General features: G+C 37.8%; 17 protein-coding genes. 6 read left to right on the forward strand and 11 right to left on the reverse strand.

The window, feature by feature from the left end:
• Window positions 1-17: 17 nt before the first annotated feature.
• From ACFO6W_RS01865 to ACFO6W_RS01875, 3 genes are all read right to left on the reverse strand, one after another.
• Window positions 18-3,032 carry a SusC/RagA family TonB-linked outer membrane protein gene (locus ACFO6W_RS01865; RefSeq protein ID WP_379993604.1) on the reverse strand — a complete coding sequence of 1,005 codons (3,015 nt, stop codon included), beginning with the start codon at window positions 3,030-3,032 and terminating at the stop codon, window positions 18-20.
• Window positions 3,033-3,593: 561 nt separating this feature from the next.
• A complete protein-coding gene (locus ACFO6W_RS01870) occupies window positions 3,594-5,132 on the reverse strand; it encodes an L-type lectin family protein (RefSeq protein WP_379993605.1) in 1,539 nt (512 codons plus the stop codon).
• Between the two features lie 7 nt (window positions 5,133-5,139).
• Window positions 5,140-5,742, reverse strand: coding sequence for a hypothetical protein (locus ACFO6W_RS01875; protein ID WP_379993606.1), 603 nt, complete (start codon window positions 5,740-5,742; stop codon window positions 5,140-5,142).
• A 503-nt stretch (window positions 5,743-6,245) separates the two neighbouring features.
• Here ACFO6W_RS01875 and ACFO6W_RS01880 point away from each other — a divergent pair.
• Both ACFO6W_RS01880 and ACFO6W_RS01885 read left to right on the forward strand, forming a co-directional pair.
• Window positions 6,246-7,205, forward strand: a complete 960-nt coding sequence (locus ACFO6W_RS01880; protein WP_379993607.1) for a hypothetical protein — start codon at window positions 6,246-6,248, stop codon at window positions 7,203-7,205.
• Window positions 7,206-7,404: 199 nt separating this feature from the next.
• Complete coding sequence (locus ACFO6W_RS01885) at window positions 7,405-8,364, forward strand: hypothetical protein (protein WP_379993608.1); 960 nt, start codon at window positions 7,405-7,407, stop codon at window positions 8,362-8,364.
• A gap of 202 nt (window positions 8,365-8,566) precedes the next feature.
• Here ACFO6W_RS01885 and ACFO6W_RS01890 read toward each other — a convergent pair whose 3' ends face one another.
• The 5 genes from ACFO6W_RS01890 to ACFO6W_RS01910 form a co-directional block, all read right to left on the reverse strand.
• On the reverse strand, window positions 8,567-8,788 hold the full coding sequence (locus ACFO6W_RS01890; protein WP_379993609.1) for a winged helix-turn-helix domain-containing protein: 222 nt from the start codon (window positions 8,786-8,788) through the stop codon (window positions 8,567-8,569).
• Window positions 8,789-9,330: 542 nt separating this feature from the next.
• Window positions 9,331-10,740, reverse strand: coding sequence for an efflux transporter outer membrane subunit (locus ACFO6W_RS01895; RefSeq protein ID WP_379993610.1), 1,410 nt, complete (start codon window positions 10,738-10,740; stop codon window positions 9,331-9,333).
• Between the two features lie 2 nt (window positions 10,741-10,742).
• Window positions 10,743-13,910 (reverse strand): efflux RND transporter permease subunit, encoded by a 3,168-nt coding sequence (locus tag ACFO6W_RS01900; protein WP_379993611.1) that lies wholly within the window; start codon window positions 13,908-13,910, stop codon window positions 10,743-10,745.
• A gap of 82 nt (window positions 13,911-13,992) precedes the next feature.
• Window positions 13,993-15,117 (reverse strand): efflux RND transporter periplasmic adaptor subunit, encoded by a 1,125-nt coding sequence (locus tag ACFO6W_RS01905; RefSeq protein WP_379993612.1) that lies wholly within the window; start codon window positions 15,115-15,117, stop codon window positions 13,993-13,995.
• A gap of 6 nt (window positions 15,118-15,123) precedes the next feature.
• Entirely contained in the window at window positions 15,124-15,582 is a 459-nt protein-coding gene (locus ACFO6W_RS01910) for a MarR family winged helix-turn-helix transcriptional regulator (RefSeq protein WP_379993613.1), read from the reverse strand.
• A 446-nt stretch (window positions 15,583-16,028) separates the two neighbouring features.
• Between ACFO6W_RS01910 and ACFO6W_RS01915 the strand changes: the two genes are divergently transcribed.
• The 4 genes from ACFO6W_RS01915 to ACFO6W_RS01930 all read left to right on the forward strand — a co-directional run bounded on the left by ACFO6W_RS01915 (window position 16,029) and on the right by ACFO6W_RS01930 (window position 19,976).
• Window positions 16,029-16,898 carry a sensor histidine kinase gene (locus ACFO6W_RS01915; protein ID WP_379993614.1) on the forward strand — a complete coding sequence of 290 codons (870 nt, stop codon included), beginning with the start codon at window positions 16,029-16,031 and terminating at the stop codon, window positions 16,896-16,898.
• Window positions 16,899-16,911: 13 nt separating this feature from the next.
• Window positions 16,912-17,643 (forward strand): LytR/AlgR family response regulator transcription factor, encoded by a 732-nt coding sequence (locus ACFO6W_RS01920; protein WP_379993615.1) that lies wholly within the window; start codon window positions 16,912-16,914, stop codon window positions 17,641-17,643.
• 204 nt (window positions 17,644-17,847) lie between these two features.
• Window positions 17,848-19,116 (forward strand): MFS transporter, encoded by a 1,269-nt coding sequence (locus ACFO6W_RS01925; protein WP_379993616.1) that lies wholly within the window; start codon window positions 17,848-17,850, stop codon window positions 19,114-19,116.
• A gap of 5 nt (window positions 19,117-19,121) precedes the next feature.
• Complete coding sequence (locus tag ACFO6W_RS01930; protein ID WP_379993617.1) at window positions 19,122-19,976, forward strand: DUF1932 domain-containing protein; 855 nt, start codon at window positions 19,122-19,124, stop codon at window positions 19,974-19,976.
• 425 nt (window positions 19,977-20,401) lie between these two features.
• Here the strand turns inward: ACFO6W_RS01930 and ACFO6W_RS01935 are convergent, their stop codons facing one another.
• The 3 genes from ACFO6W_RS01935 to ACFO6W_RS01945 form a co-directional block, all read right to left on the reverse strand.
• Window positions 20,402-21,199, reverse strand: coding sequence for a histidine phosphatase family protein (locus tag ACFO6W_RS01935; protein ID WP_379993618.1), 798 nt, complete (start codon window positions 21,197-21,199; stop codon window positions 20,402-20,404).
• Window positions 21,200-21,460: 261 nt separating this feature from the next.
• Window positions 21,461-22,390, reverse strand: a complete 930-nt coding sequence (locus ACFO6W_RS01940) for an endonuclease/exonuclease/phosphatase family protein (protein WP_379993619.1) — start codon at window positions 22,388-22,390, stop codon at window positions 21,461-21,463.
• Window positions 22,391-22,410: 20 nt separating this feature from the next.
• The gene (locus ACFO6W_RS01945) at window positions 22,411-24,723 is read right to left on the reverse strand and encodes a TonB-dependent receptor (protein ID WP_379993620.1); all 2,313 of its coding nucleotides are present in this window, start codon (window positions 24,721-24,723) and stop codon (window positions 22,411-22,413) included.
• Window positions 24,724-24,740 lie beyond the last annotated feature (17 nt).

Consider the following 24,740-nt stretch of genomic DNA (forward strand, 5'->3'; position numbering starts at 1 on the left):
TTTATTTTTTAAGTTAATCAGAATGTAAGATTGATACCGAATGTAAATGTTCTTGCCCTAGGATATGAGAAAAAAGTCATATTTTGCCCAAACTTATCAGTATCCCCCTGAGATGTACTTTCCGGATCGTATCCTTTAAAATCGCCAGAGGTCACCAGGAATAAATTATTTGCACTTCCATAAACACGTAAGGCTGATACTCCAAGCGACTTACATAATCCCGGAGTGAATGTATAGCCTAATTGTAACATATTGCAACGGAGATAAGAGCCATCGACAACCCATGACGAGTCCACTGTAGTATCTTGTCCGGCATGACCTGAATTACTCAGGTATATCGCTTGTTGCATAGTATTCGGATTTGTTCCGTCATATGCCCCATGCAAAATCTCGGCAAGGCCGTTTGTAATACCAAAACGATCATATGTTGAGTGATAGAATTGTTGCATAGTCTCTACTCCCAATACAAATTGAAAGTCAACAGTCAGATCGAAGTTTTTATATCTGAAGTTGTTGATGAAGCTCCCGGTCCAGTCAGGCGTTCCTTTTCCCAAAATTTCTTTTTCTGTTGAACGTTTTGTTCTACCGACCTGCTCCAGGGTACAGTCTCCGGCATTATAATCTTCTAGTGTATAAACGCCATATCTTCTGTAACCATAGAAACTGTTCATATTTTCTCCTACCCGGATAATACTTTCTGCGCCCCCTACCCATGAATGCTGAAGGATATCTTCATCATTGTCTCCTAGTTTAAGAACTTTATTTTTGTTATAGTTCATATTTAAAGACACATTCCATTCCATGTCATTCGTTCTTACAGGAGTTCCGTTAATCAAAATATCAAATCCCTGGTTCCTTACAGAACCTATATTTCTAAATACCGATTGATACCCCGTAGAGTGAGGGATAGGGGTATCCAGCAACAAATCTGTCGTCTTCTTGGTGTAAAAGGAGACATCAAAGTTCAGACGATCCCTGAATAAACCGAGATCTACTCCTATATCCCATTGTGCTGTCTTTTCCCATTTCAAATCAGGATTTGCAATGTTGCTGATCCATGAATATGGACTACGCGTTCCATTTAATAAGAGTGTACCAGCGGAAACTTTTGCCAAAGAACTATAAGGATTTATTTCGGAGTTTCCTGTAAGCCCGTAACTTGTATGCAGTTTCAGATTGCTAACTGAAGTATTGTTTACTAAAAAATCTTCGTTACTTATATTCCATGCCAGGCCTGCAGAAGGGAAGAAGGCATATTTATTGTTTTCACCAAATTTAGAAGAGCCGTCAATACGTCCTGTAACTGTCGCAGAATAACGATCGTTGAAAGTATAAGCCATACGCAAGAAATAAGAGTTCATAGATTGTTTATTCCAATCAGACTCCGGTGAACCAGGTATTGTACCGGTTGCCATATTGTAATCCTCGTAGAAATCATCGTCAAAACCTTCTGTGTATAGCCTATCGTAATCGTATATAGTTTCAGACCATGAAATACCCGCCATAGCATTGATCCGGTGCTTTTCCAGTACCTTATTGAAGGTCAAATAGGTCTCCTCTTGCCAGTAAAAGGTGTTGCTATGCCATCTTTCAGCTCTTCCGTTTGGCATGGATATATTATTCAAATTAACAGAGGAATACTCTCTGTATTTTACCGCTCTATTATCCAGCCCAAATTGGGTTTTCAGATCCAGTCCGTCCATCAAATGGAATGTCAATGCGGCATTTCCAAATATCTTGGTATTATACAGCATCCGTTTTTGCAGGTCGAGTATCATTGCCGGATTAGACATCCCTTCGAATCCGAATGAATCATTCATCGAAGTAGATGTAGATGTGGTATAATCCCCATTTTTATCATAAATCGGCAACCATGGCAACATCTCTATCATCGTGCGGCGGGCCTCCTGCCCTCCTCCTGTTTCCGGTGTATACCGGCTCCATACATGATTCACCAGGAAATTAACAGAGGTAGATAACCATGGTAATGGCTTGTTGTCATAAGCGACTTTTCCGTTCAAACGTTTAGCATATGTGTTGTTTACAATCCCCTGGTTATCGGAAAAGTTTAAAAATGCCCCCACTGAAGATTTTTCCCCACCTTGCTGAATATTTAACTGATGATTGTGAGAAATTGATGTACGTGTCGCTTCTTTCTGCCAATTCGTGTCATATAAAGGATTGCCGTTTGCATCGAAATAATCTCTGTCCGTAAACCAATCTGTCCGATTCAACGACCAATTCCTTCCTTGGTATTTATTTTCATTTTCCAAACCAATCATGAAAGCGTCTGTCCATTCCTGGGCATTAAGTACATTCATATAGCGGGCTACAGAATTTATACTCATCGAACCTTGATAGCTTACAACCGTCCCCTCGCTTTTGAGACCTCGCTTGGTTGTCACCAGTATGACACCATTAGCCCCCCTTGCCCCATAAATAGCAGCTGCAGAAGCATCCTTTAATACTTCTATACTTTCTATATCATTAGGATTCAATAGGTGAAAATCCGATATAGCCACGCCGTCTACCACGTATAAAGGGTCGGAAGAAGAATTAATTGTAGAGTTACCACGAATAATAACCCGGTTCCCATAGGCTCCAGGCTGGCTGGAGTTGGAAAAAATATTTACCCCGGAAGCCTTACCCCGTAAATTTTCCAATGGGCTAAAGTTTTGGGCTTTTATCATATCAGCCCCTTTAGCTATAGCAATAGAACCTGTTACATCCGATTTTCTCATTGTCCCATAGCCAACAACGACAATTTCGTTGAGTTGTTGGCTATCTTCTATCATTACTACATTAATGGTTGTTCTTCCATTTATTTTTTCTTCATGGGTAAGAAACCCAATGTAAGAGAATTCTAATGAACCATTTGCCTCTACAGACAAAGAGAAATTTCCATCTACATCCGTAACTGTACCATTTGATGTACCTACTTCTTTGATACTAGCGCCAATAAGAGCTTCGCCCAGCTCGTCTTTCACATTTCCGGTAATATTTACTTTTTGAGCAGATAAGCTTATGCTCATAGAGCAAAATATTACCAATGCTAATGCCCTAAAAAGCTTATTTAAAAGCTTCTTTTGATTTTTTTTTCTTGTATCCATGTTAACAATTTTAAAATAAAAATTTATTAGTATTCTTTTTGACAGAGAATTCTTCTTTGTTTTCAATCAGAGGCTATCTTCTGGCTATTTCCGTTTCTTCATAATATTTGATGTATCTTCATAAAAAGTGGACTGAGTTTTTAACTAATCTGTGCAATAGGCATATCACTCTATATCCCTGAGAAGCACTTCTTCTTTTTCGCAGAAAAGTTTTCATGCACTCTCAGCCCTGATTATTATAGAGTTGCCTGTTATTTAAACGTTGAAAAGAGCGTAATAACAATATTCGTCACCAGAGAGACTTATATATCGTTTATCATCTGCCTGAAAGAAATACTGCATCAATTCCTTCATCTCAGACTTCGAGAGAGATTTAAGTGTTCGGCTTAGGCGTAGTAATACATTCAGGTATTATATAAAGGTTAAGGCTTTTTTTCTGAGATAATTTCCACTTTTTGAATCTAAAAACATTCTATTCTATATTTAATTTACCAAAGGAGTCACCATTCTATTAGAGATAATAGTCTGGAAAGTAGATACATTCACATTTACTACAGCAGGTGGAGACCGATAAGCCTCATCGTCGTATGGTTCCCCGATTTCATCTTTTGATTTAATACTATATCTGACAGCAGCCAACCCAATAAAATCACGAGCCGATGTAAAAGTGAGTTTTCCTTCCTGAAAATTAAACAACCAATTACCCTCTGCAGTATCATAAACAGTCATATCATCGACAACTACTCCCAAAAATTCCCCACTATCGTCACAAAAACGGAATGAATTTGGGTTCAGGTGCTCTTTATCTCCGATCTGCGTTTTTGTTATCTGCCCGCTATATCCGATATCGTTATCCAAAACATCAATAACAACAGGCTCCATCCGGGTCGTAGAGGCATAATCATCATAAGCTTCGGCCGAGGAAGGCAGAGATATTTTTAATTCCCTGAGTAAATGAATATCTGTTTCTCCTCCTGTACTGGCAGCAAAGCCAATACGTAAATACATCGGAATAGTTGCATCCAGGATAGTAGGTGTGCTTTCCGGATATACAGAACCACCGATAATGTTATCCCCTTCTAAATCATAGGCATTTTCAGCATATTCAACAAATCTTCTATACGGATAGTCGTTAATAACGATTGTCTCCGTTTCTCCATGCTGAATTGTGACTGATATTTCAAAGCCTTCATTAGAGTCCAAAGGGTAGATTTCAATAATAGCTCTCCTATAATCAGATTGATCTTCTCCTCTTAGATTGAAGTCCCCTCTATATGTATTTATGGAAGAATAGCCTCCTATACCGTTAAGCTGCCACCCTTCATTATTATTCAAGGTTGGCTGACTTATCAATACAGGGTAGCCCATATAGCCGTCGTCCATCCCGGCAATAGACGCAAAGTCTGCCACTTGCGTAGCTCCACCTCTGGCTCCACGTAGAGTTACATTACTGATGTATCTATCCCCTAAATCTCCGGAAATGTCAGGAATCCCATTTATCCGGGAGTCTCCCTGCCAAAACCTATTCTTGAAATTTCCGTAAGAATCCAGTGCTATACCCAGATATGCACCACTCAGTCCTGTTGCCCTGTTTACTGCATAATAGGAATTTGTTCTATTATAAGTATACCCTAGAGCTGAACCGATGCTTCCAATAACAGGATTGTTTATGCCTGCATCAAAGAAAAATACACACATTCCATCAGCACCACTACCACCATACATCAGATATTCAAACTCTATTCGGATGCCTTGTATCGACTGGAATTGATGATCTCCGATAAAAACTGCACCGAACCTACCGGTTTCGTTTGAGGTCAAACGCAGTCCCTCCGATGTAAACGTAGCATCGTTCTGTATCTGAGAATTCTGCGGTGTTACTATATCTATTTCCTCAGGCTGCGTTTCTGTTCTAAAACTTTGAGAATAAGGAAAATCACCATAATTCTGCGCCTGACCTAATTGACAAGTAAAAAACAGTACGACAATTATGATGCAACCAACTATATATTTATCATCCATAACATTATTATTTTAAAACGAATATAATGTTGATTAAAGAGTAAGCCGAGACAGCCTGCTTTATATTATACACCAGTATTCCGGAATCTGACAAAGATATTATCTCAAAGACATCTGTATCATAAACAGTTATATAGTAATAGAGATCGTTGGCAGCAGGCATATGTGGTATACTTGGAGGAGCATCAGAACTTTTCATCATCGGATTTTCAAATTGATCTCTATAAAGTTCATAAAGGTTTTTAGTAAAACCTTCGCCGGTTAATGATGTATCAAAAACCACAGAAGGCATGTAAAACCAGTTGGTAAAAAGAGAGCTTACCTTTTCCCACTTTTCCCCTGTATTATAGTATACCCCCCGCCCTACAAAACCATTTTCTCCGATATTATAGACAAACATACCTTCCTTGTGTTCTGTAAGCGGGGAGGGACTATCAATATCACTTAACTGTACTCTTGGCAATAAAAGACCTTTGGTCGAATTACCATTATCATCTTCTTTTAAATCTAAAAGAGCATTCTCATCAGGAGGAATCCCCGAACCAATAGTAACCTGCGCTTGTATATATAAGACCAGGCCCAATAGAACAGATAAAATAATAGCTCTCACTGCTATCCGGGAATGTTTTAAATTTATATATCTCATTTTATCTTCATTTTAAGTTATGATTGAATAGGATCAGATATTAACTCATTTTCAATAATATTGTAAATTCATAACAAGAACTGTTCGCTCTTTTTTAGTTTCAAAAGTATCTATTACTCTCAATTTTCATGTTCCAATTTTCACCCTTCTTCAGAATACATTTTCTTTTAAAAGAAGAAGGAACTCCTTATTTTCAATATTCAGAAAAAAAAGATTCGTTATCAGTATAATTTGTAATTTCAGGAAGAACGTCCGGAAACTTATTTGCTATTTGCAATAAACACTGCTGAGTAATAAACTAATTTTGGATAGCTAATTTCCTTTGCACTTAGTTGCATTTTTATCAACCTTTACCTCCCGGCATCGGGGAGTATTAGATATTTTTCGTATAAATTCACAAATTTAGAAATGGAATAATGGGAACCTCAATTTAATTTATATCTTTGGTATACCTATATATTATGTATATGGAAACACATGATTATAACAAGACTTTACTTGAGGCAGTAAGAGCTAAACTGCCCGCAGACATTAATCCAGTGTGGTTTGTTATGGATATCTTATCTATCGGAAAAGAAGCTGCTTATCGGCGTTTACGCGGAGAAGTATGTCTTAGCTTACAGGAAGCTGTACTCTTATCAAAAAAATTGGGAATCTCATTAGACGAAGTAACCGGAAACAATGATGAAAAAATCCAGCATCTACACATGCGTCTGGCTGAATTTGAGAACCCGGATGAGAATGATTACCGCATCCTCCAGGAATACATAGACATGCTTTTCAGTTCTCGCATGGATACTTTTTCTCATATAACTATATCTACTAATACTTTCCCGCAACAGATCTATCTGGGTTATAAGAGTTTACTAAATTTCTTCCTATTTAAATGGATTTACCATAACAAATCTGGACGGGGAAAGGCATATCACCAAGTGAAGATACCCAGCCGGATGCAACAGATTTTCAATGATTCGCTGCATGCATATAGACAATTTGCTTCGACCTGTTTTATTTTTGATAAACAAATCGGACAATCCTTAGTTACAGATCTGAAACATTTTGTCTCTATCGGATTAATAAGAGAAGAGGATAAAGAAAATATCCGCAGAGAAGCGTATCTTATGCTTAATTATATGGAGCAGGTCTGTATTGATGGAGTATATGAGAATGGAAATAAAGTCCAGATATACATCTCAGATATAAGCTTCGAACGGTCTTATTACAACCTCAAAATCCATGAGAATTATCTCAGCATCATTGAAGCCTGTATCCTCAACGGCGTAGCTTCTACGAATAAAACCAGCTATCTGAAAATGGAAGACTGGATCGATTCCCGGCGCAGGCTTTCTACTTTGATTACCCAGAGTGGAGAATTTCAACGTATTGAATTTTTCTCCTCGCTGCGTAAACTATTAGATGAGTTGTGATTTAGGTTTTTGGTCCAAAAGGTTCTTATCTCATGCTATTCTACACATTATTCAAAAATTCTAAATGATAATTCATAGTTCCCATATTGTTGACATGTTAGCAGATATGGCGTACTACGGAAATAAAGGCATTTTCTGTTTTGGAATACTTTCCGTAACAAGATTTATTTTCTAATACCATTTGTAACAAAATTCAAGTATGAAAACATATAATTACGACAAGGCTTTACTCGATGCTGTCAAAGCCCGGGTTCCATCAGAAGTCAATCCTGTATTTGTTATCATGAATGTGCTGTCCATAGGCAAGGAAGCTGCTTACCGCCGCCTACGCGGAGAAGTCCCGTTTAGTCTGAAAGAAGCGGCTCTATTGGCCAATGAGCTGGATTTTTCACTTGGCGAAGTTGTAAATACATCTCCAGACAAAAGATTTAATTACAGTATACACTTAGTTGATTTCGAAACGCCCAGTCCTAAAGATTATAAGATTTTAGAGGCCTATTTAGATGATGTCCGCCAGGGAAGCAAGGACCCTTTCTCTCAGTTAGCCATTACGTCGAACAGATTTCCTCAACAATTGTATTTACGTTACAAGAACATTACCCGGTTTGCCCTTTTCAAATGGATATACGAAAGTGGATTACGGGAGGCCAAAGCCTACCACGACGTAAAGATTGAAGAACGTATGCAAGAGATTTTCCGGGCTTCACGGGAAGCCCACATGCAGATACGAAACGCCTATTATGTCTTCGACAGGCAGCTGTGCTGGGCGCTGACGCATGAGCTGAAATACTTCGTATCCATAAAATTATTAAGGGAATGCGACGCAAGGGTTATCATGGGAGAAGTTCACAAGCTTTTGGATTATATGGAACAGCTTTCAATCACCGGCAAATATGAGAATGGAAATGATGTATATATGTATGTTTCGAATACACAGTTTGACAAGGCATTCTATAACTTAAAAGCTGGCCAGTATCATCTCAGTGTTATCCAGGCCTGCGTCTTAAATGGTCTGGCCTGCACAGAGAAAAGCTGCTATTATGAAATGAATAGCTGGATTCATTCACGCCGACGCATTTCTACACTAATTTCCTGTAGCGGAGAGCCGAAACGTATCTTATTTTTTAAGGATTTGCATCATCAATTGGACGAATTCTAATATACCAGAATAGCAATAAAAGAAACCAAGAAGAAAGTGCCTAAACTGATAAAGCAATTCCTTCTTGGGATCAGAACTAAAAAACTACAAAACCCTCTTATTTTAAATATCTATCTATAGTGTTACATCCTGACAATTATTTCATTATTTATAAATAATTCAACAAAATAAATCAGAGAATAGACTTAACAGTTGATCCGTATTAATAATATATTTCCGTTATAGTATTTCTTGATTGGAAATATAAAATTCCAAATCTATCCTCGATATTGATCCTGTCTTCCTTAACCAGATATCCTATAGACATAAATATAATAGTATCCCTGCAGTGAGTATGTTCTCCAATCTGTCTAAGGGTCATCTGCCCTCTTTCACATAAGAGCTCCCATATATTTTCAGCATTACTCCTGATGAAATTTTCCATTTGTTCTTGAGTTATATACATAATTGTCTTTACCGTGTTTATATTACTACAACAACGAGAGACTCGTTTGTAATAAGGAATCCTTATTGTGATTTCTTCCGAGCTACTGACTACAAAACTAGCCTATTATTTTCTACCGGCCGTTTCAATATGCATTTATTCCGGAATATCTTTTTCGCATCACGAAAATCGGTAAAAAAGGCGTATCAGTTTTTGGTATACAGATAAGCTCATTACTGCAAGAGAGAAATCGTTCAAAAAAATTATTGAGACGCTTCGAGAAAGTGAATTGTCCTATAAAAGTGATTTTCCGAAACCGAGGAGTTCCAGAAAAGAATCCCGCAAAATCACTTCGCAGGATTTCTAATAATAACATTAACAATGCAAAATCACAGACAAACATAAATTTTTAATATTTCCAGTTACGGGTAACTAAAGAAACTCATTTCCGGACATTAGCCTATTACCCCTATTTTCTTACTTCTTTATTCTTCTGTTAAGCTTTTGAAATGATATAATCCGAAATAAGGACTGACGCCAATTTATTCAGTTCCCCCTCCTAATGCCTTATATAAAACTACGGTACATTGTAATTGTTCCAGTTTATCATTGACCTGACTTATCAACGCGGATAAAAGATTTTGTTTGGCAGTAAGCACCTCTGTATAATTTGCATCCCCTGCTTTTAAGAGCTCTTGAGTGAAATAAACAGATCGTTGGCCGGTTTCGACTTGTAACTCTCTTGCTTTTTGTTTTTTCAGTAAAGATTCGAAAGTATATAAAACATCCGTAACTTCCTGTGCGGCAATCAAAACTGTTTGTTCAAAAATTAACAAAGCTTCTTGTTGTTGCGCTTTGGCTATCTTCAGGCTTCCAACCAGTTGCTTTCTCGCAAAAAGAGGCTGCGTCAATCCCCCGATTATATTTGCGAAAATATTTCCAGGATTGAAAAAATTAGATAATGTATTATTAGTAACATAACCTATCGATGATGAACTGAGGGTTAGAGACGGATAAAAGCTTGCTTGCGCAGCATTGGTAAGTTCAAAGGCTGAGCGGAAAGATAATTCCGCTTGTTGTACATCCGGACGTTTTGCCAACATTTGAACCGGAACCCCATATTGTAATCTGCTAGGATATTGCTGGTTATATATACTTGACCGTTCTATTTTCTCAGATTTCCTCCCAAGTAAAGTATTGATCGAGTTTTCCATTTGTCTGATTTGACTTTCCAGATCAGGAATAGAGGCCTGTGTACTGTATAAAAGGAATTTGCTTTGCTCTACTGCGGCTCCATTTTGCAATCCGGCCTTTTTAAGAGCTTCCATCGTTTCTACATTTTCTTCTAAAAGATCCACTGTTTCTTTCATAATAGCAAGTTGTTCATCTAAAGCAAGTAAGGAGTAATACGACAAGGCTACATTCGCAATCAATGATGTCTGAATCAGATTCTTATAAGCATAGCTATTCAAAAATTGAGCATATTTCGATCTGGATTGCCTGTTAAGTTTTCCCCAGATATCCAGTTCCCAACTTACCGATACACCTAAAGAATAGTCTGTAGAATGGTAACCGAGTACCTTTTCGCCATTACTCCCGTTACTGAAGCGGGATTGGTCTACTTGTCCGGCTAACGATATGTCGGGGAAATATGCTGCTTTAGCCATACTCAGGTTCGCTTCGGCTTGTTGTATGCGGGTATAGGCTATCTGTAAATCATGGTTTTTCTTTATTCCTTCATCTATCAAAAGGATCAAAAACGAATCTGTAAAATACTCTTTCCATGGAATACCGGTTATGGTAGTTGTATCGGAAGACGTCATTTCTCCGTATAAATTATCACTATCTATTTCAGGAACTTTGTATTTATTCATTACCTGACAGGCAGGAAGACCTGTCAGGATCATAAATCCTAATAAAGTAATATTCTTTATATATTTATATCTACTCATAATTATCTCCTGTTTTGTTGTGCAATAAATTCATCGTTTGAATTTACTATGCCCGATTTGCTAAACCTGTCTTGAATAGTTTGAAATATAATATAAAGGGAAGGTATAACCAACACCCCGACTAGGGTACCAATGAACATACCTCCGATAGCACTGATACCTATCGAGCGATTGCCGATTGCTCCTGCACCTGAGGAAACAGCCAATGGTAAAAGTCCGAAAATGAAGGCAAAAGAAGTCATTAAAATAGGGCGTAAACGGGCTTCAGCTCCATTTATAGCTGCATCTACGACACTCATACCCTGTTGGCGACGCTGAATAGCGTATTCGACAATCAGTATCGCATTTTTTGCCAATAATCCGATTAACATAATAAGGGATATCTGTACATAAATATTGTTCGTTATTCCCTGGCTCAATCCGAATACAGAGAGGAAAATGAATACACCCGATAGTCCCACGGGCAGAGAAAAGATTACAGCCAAAGGCAATATATAACTTTCGTACAACGCAGCTAATAACAAGTAAACAAAGATTAAGCACAGGCCAAATATCAATATTGTCTGGCTACCGGCATTTGCTTCCTCTCGTGTCATATCCGAATATTCGTAGCTGTATCCTGTTGGCAGACTTTGCTCTTTTACTTCTTCAATAGCTTTGATGACATCACCGGTGCTGTATCCTGCCGAATAATCCGGTATAACGGTTAGTTCCATAGAAGAATACAGATTAAAACGCGTACGGGTTTCCGGACCGGTAATGTCACTTACCGTCAGAAAACTTGTTACCGGAGCCATCTCCCCGCTTGCTGTTTTCACAAATATTCCGTCCAGATCATCAATTTTGGATCTATATTCGGGTGCCGCCTGCACCATTACCCTGTACTGCTTCCCATATAGATTAAAATTTGATATATATTGGCTGCCGATATATGCCTGTAAAGTACCCATCACATCATTTAGCGTAATACCTGCATCCTTGATTTTAGTCATATTGACGTCTAATTGTTTTTGAGGGAAATTAGGGTTAAAGGTGGTCATTGCCATCATTACCTCTTTCCGATGATTCATTTCTTCAATAAAATCATTCGTAACATTGTAAAATTCATATATATCCCCTCCTGTGCGATCTTGTAGATTTACTGTTACCCCGTTACTCAAACCAAATCCCTGAATAGTAGGTGTACCGAAAAACATAAAGGTAGCATTCTCGATAAAACTTGTTTTCTGTGTTAGTATTGCAGCAACTTCATTTACTGTTATTTTCCGGTTGTCCCAATGAGTTATACTTAACATAACCGATCCATACGAACTGGCATTACCACTCATGAAACTTATCCCGGTGATGCCGCCTAAGTGTTCTATTTCAGGAATTTCACTCGCTAATTCCAGAACTGCATTTACAACCGAATCTGTCCTCTCCAAAGAAGATCCGGGTGGTAATGTTATGCTGCCCATAAGTCTTCCGCTATCTTCTTGTGGTACAAATCCGGTAGGCATTACTTTCATTAAACCGAACAAAATACAGGTACAGACCAAAATAATCGAAACAGTAATCCATCGGTGCCTCTTTTCTCCCAGAAAGACAAGTGTTTTTCTATATTTTGCAGTTGATATATTAAATCCGATATTGAAAAAATAATAGAAACGTCTGATAAAGCCTCCTTTGAGGGAAGTTTCATCATTTGGCTTTAGAAATAATGCACACAATGCAGGACTTAACGTCAATGCGTTAACAGCAGAAATACTAATCGCGATCGCTAATGTCAAACCAAACTGTTTATAGAAGATGCCGCTTGTTCCCCCGATAAAACTAACAGGAATAAATACCGAAGCCATAACCAAAGTAATAGAGATAATAGCCGGAGCTATCTCCCCCATTGCCTTAATTGCCGCATCTTTTGGGTCTTTTATCCTATTTTCGAGTTCAGAATGCACTGCTTCTACAACAACAATGGCGTCATCAACAACAATCCCGATAGCTAACAAAAGTGCGAACAAAGTAAGCAGGTTGATGGAAAACCCCATCAACCATAGGAAGAAAAATGTTCCTATAATAGCTACCGGAACAGCTATAGCCGGAATAATAGTAGAACGTAGATCCTGAAGAAATATAAAAACAACTAAGAAGACCAGTAAGAAGGCCTCGATTAAAGTTGTAATAACTTTACTAATTGACGCATTTAAAAAATCACTGATATCTACTAAATAAGTTAATTTCAGTCCCGGCGGAAATTCTGATATGGCTTTCTCCAATTCTGCTTTTACATTCGTAAGCACCTCTTGGGCATTCGACCCGGGTGTTTGGTTAATGCGTACCATTACTGCCGGATTACCATCTGTAGACGTAGACGTATTGTATTGTAATCCACCCAATTCTACCGTAGCTACATCACTTAGAAGCACTATTCTTCCTTCATTCGAACGAACGATTACATTCTCAAATTCATTTACAGAGGAGAGTCGCCCTGTATATTTGAGTGTATATTGGAATGCCTGATTACTATTTTCTCCCAATTGTCCGGGGGCCGCTTCTATATTTTGGTCGCTTAAAGCGCTGATCAGTTCATCTGTCGATATTTTATAGGAAGCCATTATATCCGGTTTCAGCCAGATGCGCATAGAATATTCCCTCGACCCGTAAGCAGAGACATTTCCTACACCATAAACACGTTTTATCTGAGGGATGATATTGATGCTGGCATAGTTTTCTATAAACGTAGCATCATATGCCGGATTTTCAGATGAAAGTGACATCATCAGTATATTGCTGGTCTGTTGTTTCCTCACCGTTACCCCAGTTTGGATTACTTCGGCCGGAAGTTGCGATGATGCCTGATTTATCAGATTCTGAACGTTTACACTTGCCATATCAGGATTTATCCCTTGTTTGAAATAAACCGTTATATTAGCGGAACCTGTCTCGGCCGAAGATGTCATATAGGTCATTCCTTCCACTCCGTTGATGGCTTCTTCTAATGGAATAATAACACTATTCATAATCACATCAGCATTTGCACCGCTGTAAGTTGCCTCAACCCTTACCGTAGGAGGCGCAATATCAGGATATTGTTCTATCGGCAGCATGTTGAGTCCGATCATACCCAAAACAACTATAATGATGGATATTACAGTGGATAATACAGGACGCTCTATAAATGTTTTCAACATATCTTCTTGTTTTTATAGTTGTTAAACCTCAGATATCCTGTCAAACAGAATATATAATCTATACCTTTTGACCGTTATTTGATTAATAAGAAGCTGTCAAGCTTTCTTTGATCAATATCTTCATTCCGTTTCGAAGTGTTGCTATTCCATCGTACACGATTGTATCACCATCGGATAATCCATTTGTTACTGCGTAATTCTGTCCATCCGGTGTAGACTGAACAGATATAACCTGCTGTTTTACTGAATCATTTTCCAGTTTATAAACCAATACTTTATCCTGCTGGCTGAATGTCGCTTTTTGTGGTATTATAAAAATATCATTAAGCGTTTTTGGTATAACTATTTTTCCGCTTGTCCCACTCCTCAATTTTCCTGATTGGTTAGGGAATTCTGCTCGAAAATTAGCTGTACCGGTGGTTATATCTACCGTTCCTGTTATAGTTTCTATTCTCCCTTTTTCGCTATATTCGGAATCATCGGATAAGATTAATGTGACAGGAGGTATATTTTTTATTTTCTCAGACTGGGTATTACCCTCCACTCCTTTAAGGAAATCCATCAATTTACGTTCATTTAATGAAAAATAAGCATATACGTTTCCGGTATTAGCTATTGTCGTTAAAATATTATTACTATTAACCAAGCTTCCTTTGCGATAAGGGATAACGCCAACAACTCCATCTACAGGACTGGTTACTGTCACCCAACTGATCGTAGCCCGTGCATTTTTCAGGGTTGCTTTAGCTTGTTCCAAAGAGGCTAATGCCGTTTCGTAAGCATTTTCATATGTCTGTAATTGTACCTCACTTACAATTTCTTTTTCTGCCAAAGGGCGATAGCGGTTAACATTTACCTCAGCCGTATTCACCTGGGCTTTAGCACTGTTCACTGAAGCTTTGGCCGAAGTCAATGCCTGTTCTGATGAAGGAGAGTTTATTTTGAATAATAGCTGTCCGGCCCTAACCACAGAACCTTCATCTACATATATAGCCTCAATAAACCCATCCACACGCGGTTTTATTTCTATATCTTCCTGCCCTCTGATCGTGGCCGGATATACAGATTGCATATCGGCATCCTGCCTGTTCAAAACCATCACAGGATACTTAAGAACCTCTCCACTCCGACCTGTTGTATTACTGTTTCCACATGAAGCAAAGATTAGCAGCACAATTGCCCCAATAAAAATTATTTTTGTTTTCATTATTATCTAATTATTAAAATTATTCAGTTCCCGGGATAGTGATAGTAGTTGAATTGTAAGATTCTCTTTATCAATATTACGGTAGAGGTTGTCACAGCAATTCGCCATTTTAACAAATGCTGTCTTGTAAAGATTTTTCCCATTATCCGTCAGCCCAATATATATCACGCGGTTATCTATTCTTCCCCGTACACGTGTAATCACACATCCTTTTTCCAGATTGCGGAGAATGGTAGAGGTCGTCATCGGGTCAATCCCTGTTTCTTCTGACAAGTTTACCTGTATAATATCCCTTCCGGATGCGCTCATATCATATAGTGACTCCAGAATTTCAAATTGGGAGCCTGTAAGTCCAAATTCATCTAATATCTGTTTTTTGCTTCTTGACCAAAGTTTCAGAACATGACTGATCAATGTATCGATATTTATATTTTCCATGCCGGATGTAGCCCTATTCTTTTCCATATCTCATAAATTGCATTTGTAAATACTTTTATTTTCAAAAATGGAAATTATGAACTATTCCTACATCTCAAAAAAAAAATCAATGAACAGAAAAACTTTCTATACGAAACACTTATAAAGATTCAATTATATAGTTTTATAGATAAAATCTGGTCATATTTCCATTTGTGAAAGGTTTCAGTACTTTAATAGGTATTATCAGGTTATTGATTGAATATATTTGTTTCTTTATCATTATCGCTATTACCTTTATACTGAGTCTTATAACTTTATATTGATTTATGAATAGGATATTAAACCATATACGATCTTCAAAAGAACTTCAATTAATAATTGTTTGGACAGCCGTATTTGTCATGTCATTAATACATATGTTATGGGCAGGGGTAGTATTAGCTCTAATAATAACTTTTATAACAATAGTAAGCCTGTTGATAATATATTTAATGACACAGAGGATACTTGTTCCCGTATTATTGATAAAAGGAAAAAAAGAAAAATACATTATTTTTTCATTTATTCTACTTGTATCATTAGCTTACATTTGTAGCTTATTAGAAATCTATACATTTCAATATTTTGAAGTGGAATCCAAAGATGGATCTCATTTTATTTTTGCTTTGGCAAAATTTCTGGCATTATCTATCCTGACATTTGCCATATCAAACATAATTTTCTTCTCTAAAAAAACGGTAGAAGACAAGAAACAAAAAGAAAAGTTTCTTTTAGAAAAAAGGATGTTGGAAATGAGGGTACTTAAGTCTCAAATCAACTCTCATTTTATTTTCAATGCCCTGAATAATATCTATTCCATGGTTTATTTTAAAGATGAATATACATCGGGCTACGTATTAAAATTAGCACAGATGATGCGTTATGTGATGGATGATTGTGAAACGGAATTTACTCCATTGGCTAAAGAAATTGAATATATAGGAAACTACATTGACTTTCAGAAGTTGAGGTTTGAGAACGATAAGAATATCGTTTTTACTTACAATGTAAAAGATAATGCCAGTATTTCTGTTCCTCCTATGCTTTTCCAGCCCTTAGTGGAAAACTGTTTCAAGTATGCACCTCTCGAAGTCGATCCCAAAAGCTATGTGTACATCGATCTGGAAGCAGATAATAAACAAATCCGGTTTACATCGAAAAACAACCAGCCTGTTCTTAAAAATAATATATCAGCAAAAAGAATGGGAATAGGAATTAAAAATGTAAAAAGGCGTTTATTTCTTTATTATGGAGATAGTTATTCCATAGATATTTTGGATTGTACTGATCATTTTAAAGTCGAATTGTTAATCCGTTTATAAAATAAAATTGATTATGGCCGAGATATTAAAAGTCCTTCTTGTAGATGATGAGTTTCACGCCCGGAAACTGTTATCGGAATATATATCGAAGTTACCTTTTCTTGAGATAGCAGGAATAAGTTTAAATATATTCGAAGCGATGAATATATTCAAGGAAGAAAAGATAGATATTTTATTATTAGACATTCAGATGCCTGAAATCTCAGGATTGGAGTTTGCCCGGAGTTTAAAGAATCCTCCATCAATTATATTTACGACTGCATATTCGGAATACGCAGTTGAAAGCTACGAACTGGATGTAGTCGACTATCTATTAAAACCTATTGCTTTTCCACGTTTTTTGCAGGCGATAAATAAAGTGATCGAGAAAAGGAATAGAATTCATAATACATATCAGGTTGCTCAAACTTCTGCACGAGCTGAAGAGATAGAAGACAATAGTATAGCTATGAAAAGCGGACATAAGTATTATAAGATAAATTATACAGACCTGTTGTATATAGAAGGTCAAATGGAGTATGTTACTCTTCATACTGTCAAAGAGAAAATTATGGTTCTTGCATCATTGAAAGGTTTAGAGGAAAGACTACCTGTGAATAAATTTATAAGAATACATAAGTCATATATTGTATCAGTCAAACATCTGGAGCTAATTGATAAGAATTTTCTTCATATTGCCGGAAAAAAATTACCTATAGGAAGAAGTTTCAAAGAAGAACTTCTGCGAAGATTAGAGAAAATGTAGAATAGAATAAAAGCCTTCCTTCTTGAGAAGTTTTGCATGAATAATTGTTTCAGAATACTTCAGTTTTGCGAATGGCGCACATTCACCTAATCAACCTGTTTAATCAGCATTGTGCGTATATACAATTTATATTTTGAATTAGGTATATCTGTAAACTATATATGGTGTTTACATAAACGCTATATATACAAACTAATATTTTAAATGAAAAAGTTATTAACAAGAGTCTATTTCGGTTATTATGTCGTTCTGACAAGTTTTGTGATGCTGGCCGTACGCGCCGGAGTCGGTATGCAAACATTAGGATTCATCATAGAACCTATGCAAAATGAAATGAAATGGAGCACGACTGGTATTACTTTCAGCCTGACATTCCAGTTAATAGTCGCAGCAGTTCTAGCTCCGTATATAGGGAAAAGGCTGGATGTTTTCGGCGCAAGAAACATCCTGACCACCGGCTTGGTTGCAAACGGCGTCATGCTTGTATTGATGGCCTATGTTCAACAATTGTGGCAACTGACTTTAATGATAGGACTTTTGGGAGGCATCTCGCAAGCATGTATAGGTAACTCTCTGGTTATGCCATTCATATCTAAATGGTTTCATGAAAATCGCGGGACAATGATGGGTATCGTATCTTCAGGGGCAAATCTGGGAGCAGCCATCCTTGCTCCGGTAGTTGTGTTATTGATGAACAGCACGGATAACTGGCGTTCGACCTGGTTTCTTATCGGATGGCTACCGATTATTATCTCTCCTTTCGTCTATTTTATCTTAAGGAAAAATTCAAAAACGGAAAAGGGGAGTACAGATAAGCTAACTTCTTCGGCTCCTCTACCACTACAAAAAAAATCTCCGGAAATCTCTTTTACAGTTAAAGAGACTTTGAAAACACCTGTGTTCTGGCTACTTATAATTGCATGGAATCTTGCAGATTTTGTTATGAAAGGAGCATTACTTAACCGAATCCCGTTCTCTTTGGAAATGGGATATGAAATTACAGATGCTGCGGGCATTGTAGTCGTATACGGCATCATGGCAATTATTGGGAAAATAGGCGCAGGATGGTTTTCGGATCGTATTTCGCCCAATATGCTGGCTGCTCTTCTGAGCTTGTTTCAAACTTCAGCCTTGATCATCTTTGTTTACGGAGCAAATAAGACAGCTTTATATTTAGCTTATTCTATCATTAGCGGGTTAAGCAGCGGCGGTATTATCGCTCTTATGCCGATCATTCTAGCCAAATACTACGGGAGCAAGTTTCAGGGTGCCATAAGCGGTATTACCAATCCTTTATTGTTGTTTGCAGCTTTGGGAGGGCCGTTGTCCGCGTCAGTAATACAGGACATTACGGGAAGTTACAAAAACGGCTTTATCCTATACATGTTCCTTTCCGTTGCTACCGTTATCTTATTTGTCTTTTTGAAAAAGCCGGGATATTCCGGTGATAATTATAAATCTGAAAAAGTATAAAAGAAATGAAAACAATTGCAATCTTATATCCGGGAGAGATGGGATCTGCTATAGCAAGCTGCCTAATCGAACATGGATACCATGTGGTTACTTACCTTGAAGGGCGCAGTGAGCAGACCATATATAATGCTGAAAAATACCATCTCCGAAATATAGAATCTTTGCCCGAATTGATATCCTTGGCCGATGCTGTTCTTTCAATTGTACCACCTCATGCCGTCATACCCGTGGTAGAACAACATATCCGGGCAGTTATGGAAACGGGAATAAAGACGCCATTTATCGACATGAATGCCAAATCGCTAGAAACAGCCCAAGTCATTGCAGCCAAAATGGACTTGGCGCAAATCCCTTTTACAAATGCATGTATCATCGGAGAATCTCAACGGATACAGGAAACCGGGCATATTTATACAAGCGGAGTTAGGTCGGAACTTCTTTCTGTAATATTAAAGGGGTCCATACAGGAAACCTATCTGGGAGATCAGGTGGTGAAAGCGACACAAATGAAAATGTGCTTCACCGGCTTTAATAAAATAATTACCGCATCTATTTTCGAAATGGCATTGGCTGCCAATCATTACGGGCTTTTCGATACTCTCTTCGGAGAAGTAAATACAAAATTACCTGGAATTATGTCTGAACTGGGAAGGCTTATCCCCTCATACTCCAAACATATAAAACGTCGTACTGAAGAAATGGAAGAACTCTCTAAAATGCTCTCTGCATCGGGGACACAGTCTTATATGGCCGAAGCCAGTGCAAAAACATATGCTGAAATCGTTTCGAAAGAATACTTTAAAAAGGAAAAAGCGTCCACAGCTGATAACGTCTGGGATTTTTTGAAATTATTGCATTGAACAGCAAACTCAATTCAAAACTTATTACATCGTCAATTCATTTCAATCAGTCAAGAAAAAGTAATTGAAGATTTTATTGAAAAAGAACTTAAGAACATTCAATAATATCTTTTTATTAACATGGAAAAACAGTATACGGAACCTGGTGCAAAATGGAATCAGTTTGAGGTTTCCGGTAATGCTAAACTCTTCTTTTAACAACACTCAGAAAGATGCATAAATCCTGATTAATCCATTGATAATTCAGCATCTCAAAGCTACACCTTGTCGATTTATGCATCACAAAGCAATAAACCCGGCTATCAGCCGGGTTTATTTATATCCAGGAATACCAAATGAAGTGGTATAATCTTTCATCTCAAATTCATTAAAAAAATGTTGGGATAATGCATCTAACACATATCCCAACATTTTCTTGCGTTTAATTATTTCCCTGAAACCAATTTACCCTTTTCTATATAGCTCATATCACCAAATGACTCCAATTTAAATTTACCATATTTGTAAGTTACTTTACATACAGCTGCATTCCCCATATGTCCGGCATCCGGTTTCTTTCCATAGCTATCAAGATCTGAAAGAAAGATTCCAATAGACATACCATGACCTACAAGCAGAATATTTCCGCCACCATTTGCAGCCTCTTTTTCCGCTATTTCGCGGATAGCTTTTTGCCCCCGGGCTTTTACCTCATTGTAGTCCTCTCCTATTCCCAGTGTTTCCAACGCTTTGAATGAATCCACCATATCTTTTAGTAATGCCGGATTTTTCTCCATAGCAGCCATCATTTCTTTGTAAGACTTGTAGTGTAAGTACAGAGCTGCGTCATTCCACATTTTAGGATTGAATTCGCCTTCGTAACTGCCAAAGTTAGTTTCGCGTACTCCCGGTACTTCAGTCACTACCATATCTTTCTGGCCTTTAGCATCCAATACTATACGGGCTGTTTGACGGGCGCGCCCCAAGTCGCTGGAATATGCGGCTTTGAACTGAATGTTTTCTTCTTTCAGACCTGCACCTAAATATTCAGCAACTTCTACCCCTGCCGGAGTAAGGGGAGTATCGGCCCAACCCTGCACACGGTCCATTGTATTCAATATCGTTTTACCATGACGGGTAAAATAGAACGTAACTGTATTATCTTTCGTTCCTCCTTTTTGTGCAAAAGAGAATGGCATAATGCCTAATAAGACAACTAATAGAAATAATTTACATTTTTTCATAATATGTATTTTTATTTTCTTAATAATTCTCCGGTTTTTAATATGAGGGTGTGTCAAAAGTATTTTTCACTTTCTTTTTGTCATGTTGAACGGAGTGAATTGCAAATCGCCGAAGCGAAGGCGAGGCAAACATCTCGTTTCTCAGGATGACAAAGAGGGTAGCACATTGATAGTGCTGTTCCCCTTTTGACACTCCTTCATTTTTATAGAATTGTTTTGTGTATTGCCGCATTGCAGCTATAAGGTCTGAAAAAGTCTTTCCTATTTCTTAAATATTAGCAACACAGGATAATGATCAGAATAAATATCAGTAAAATCATCTTTTATGATATCACACTTTACAATATCATTCTTCATATTAGCACTCACATAGAGATAGTCGTAGCGAAGAGGGAACGTCGACTGATCATAGAATAATTTAGTTGGGGCAGATGGCACAAATTGCGGATGAGATACTTTGAATGCATCAATAAATCCGAAATCCAATATCTTCTGTTGTATTGTATAATCCAACTCATCATCCTTCCCCAGATTTTTATTATGTGGTCTTTTCTTTCTGTCTTCCCTGATAAAATCGCGCAATAAGTTATTGTCATATCCGCTCTTATCCAGTGGGGACACTGAATTCAGGTCACCCATAAACAACCATTTCCAATCAGCAGGTTTCGATTTTACAGTTGCCAGTATCTGGTCAACTTCATAACCTCTCTTCTCCGATGAAAAAGGATGAAAGTGTGTCACTACAAAATGATGTCCTTCGATTTCGGCAGTGAGGAATCCATGAGAAGCATTTTCTACAACACGGGTTACATTCACAATCGGATATTTGGAAGTAATAGCGACCGGAAAACTGACTGATCCATCCGGAGCCGGTTCCCTTACTATAAATACATAAGGATGACCATAACTTTCTGCAAATTTCTGCAAATTATCAGGATTGGACCCTTTAGGAGCAAATTCAGGATTTTGTTGTGTAAACCCGTTCATTTCCTGTAACGCCAGAATATCCGGGTCCTGCTGTTTTATCCATTTTGCGAACCGGGATTTATTCTCTGTACTATCCTGCCTCATACCCCAGTAAACATTATAACTGATTAGTTTAAATGTTTTTCCTTCCTGAGCTAACGCATATGAAGGAATAAGAATACCAGCAGACAAAAGCATTAATATTTTTAGTATTATCTTTCTCATAATATGCTATTTAAGGATGATCAGAATTTAATCTTTGTCTTAAACTCGATAGTAAACGGACGAATATATGTGCCCACCAGGGGTTTATCATAAAGAGCTGTCGCCTGTTCCGCAGTTGTTGTATTTGTTCCTGAAATAGAGCCTTGAGCACCACTTTGGTTCAACAAGTTTACAGCACTAATGGAAAAGTCCACGTTTTTGTCATATTTGAAGTTCAATCCTGCAAATGTTTCCCAACGCTCGGCAAATACTAATGTATTAGGATAGTTTGCATATTCTTTACTAAAATACCGGGCACTTGCCCATAACCTGAATTTACCCCAAGAGTAACTGGGATCGATTTCGATCAGAGTTTTCGATACGCTGCGTGCTACATTCCCATTGTTACTGAACTTTTCCCCGAACACTTCAAATTCATAATTTTCATATTTAGGATTCTGAAGCGTTAATAAAGCATGCAGCTGGAATCCTTTGAAAGGCTTGAACAAAATGTCGGTAGTCCATCCGATAGTATTTACATCGTAACTGATCGTTTGTTTTTCAGTTATGGTTTCACCGGCTATGACTTTGTTGAATGTAGAGTTATTTTTAAAGTTTGTACGCTTGATCTTTGTCATTTTAGATACTATATTAATCATTGGATGATTAAAATAGACACCTGCCGAGAAACCAGGGATTTCACATTTTTCGATACCCGGATCGTCCGCTCCGGCATACATACTGAGTTTTCCCGCCTGCTGAATATACATAACATCCGCAAGGAAACCTAAGTTCACCGGTTTTTCCGGTGTGCCTAAATTCGGGAGCGCCTTCCATGTAGCACTAGCCGTACCTGTGATATTGAACCAATCTTTCTTTACATCTGTCGTTTTTCCTGATACCCAGTTTGTTCCCCCGGCCTTCCGGTCTTCGGCCGAATACCAGTCTCCATCTATTCTTTGCCATTCCAGTCGTGTGCCCATATCGATGGTAAGCCGGTCATTAACAGTCCATTTCTCTGTACCCACAACCGCCATTTTATTATCTGTCCCATTGTAATATTGCATAGCAACATTATGATTCCTGTTGCCATGCTGATCTGTTTTAGATACCCAGTTTGTTCCATCGAATTGTTCATAAACCAATGCTCTTGGATTTGGAGCAGCTTCAAACTGATAACTATATGTGGCCATATTCACTTTGTCTGCATTATAATACCAGTTGTGAAACCCTACCATCCAATGATGCTTTTCCGATTTCTTGCTTAATTCGAGACGAGCCATTACCGTATTCTTCACAGTACTTGGGGCAGCGATCATCATACCGTTTTGTACAAGACCAGTATAAGGTTGATCCGGATGATCTGCATAAAAATATCTTTTATCCCCTTCTTTAGGTGTCGCACTTGGTTGCTCTGCATTACTGATATTGGACAGGTATGGGTTGTACATACCGGAGTTTGCATAATGATAACGTAATGTATAGTCCAGTACCATATTGTTATCAAATTTATGATCCCCCATCAGGTCTATAACATGAGAAGTACTAGCCAGATCTTTCATAGCATCCCATGCTTTTGCTTCTCCTGTTATTGGATCTATCACATTCAATATACCAGATTGTTCTAAGTATGAATCCCGACCTATCCTGAATCCGGAAATTTTATCCACTGTTCCATCCTTACGATATATGTACGGACTATTTTTAGTATTTATAGCTTCACTATATGCAAATTTATATTGCAACCCTATTTGTCCTCTGCCATATTTCTTGTTAATGACCCCTTTATATATCTGAGTTTTATCCATGAATGTAGATATATTGGAGCGAAAAGTTCCAGGGTCCATATTTATAAATGCTGTGAGAGAATAATAAAAGCCATTCTTCATTGGCCCGCTGATACCAACATCACCTCTTAACAATCCGAATGAGTTAGTTGTAAAACCGGCAGAACCTTTAAATTTTTCAGTACCTCTATTTGTCCAGGTACTGACAGATACGCCGACATCACTCGCAAACAAAGCTGTTTCGGAAACATTTAGCACGCCGAATTTTGCAATTCCGGCATCTTGTCGCCACAGGGCGGTAGGCATCTGCCCCATATAGTCATATGTCACAGGTAATCCATTTTCTAAAATAACAGTTCCACCGACACTGGCAGGCAATCCAATATTTACAGCGCGTGGTCCGTTATCCGCCGAAGCATTCAGCATCACATTGGCTGTCCCTCCCGCTTTAGGATCTGCTACTTTTATAGTATCCGCCGGTGTCTTAGTTTGCGATATAGCAGCAGAGACTCCCATTGTAGAAACCAGAGCTAGTAGTAAAGCTCGAGAATAAGTTCTTTTCTTCATTGTTTAAAGTATTAAAT

The organism is Dysgonomonas termitidis (assembly GCF_042654545.1).
Classification (GTDB): Bacteria; Bacteroidota; Bacteroidia; order Bacteroidales; family Dysgonomonadaceae; genus Dysgonomonas; species Dysgonomonas termitidis.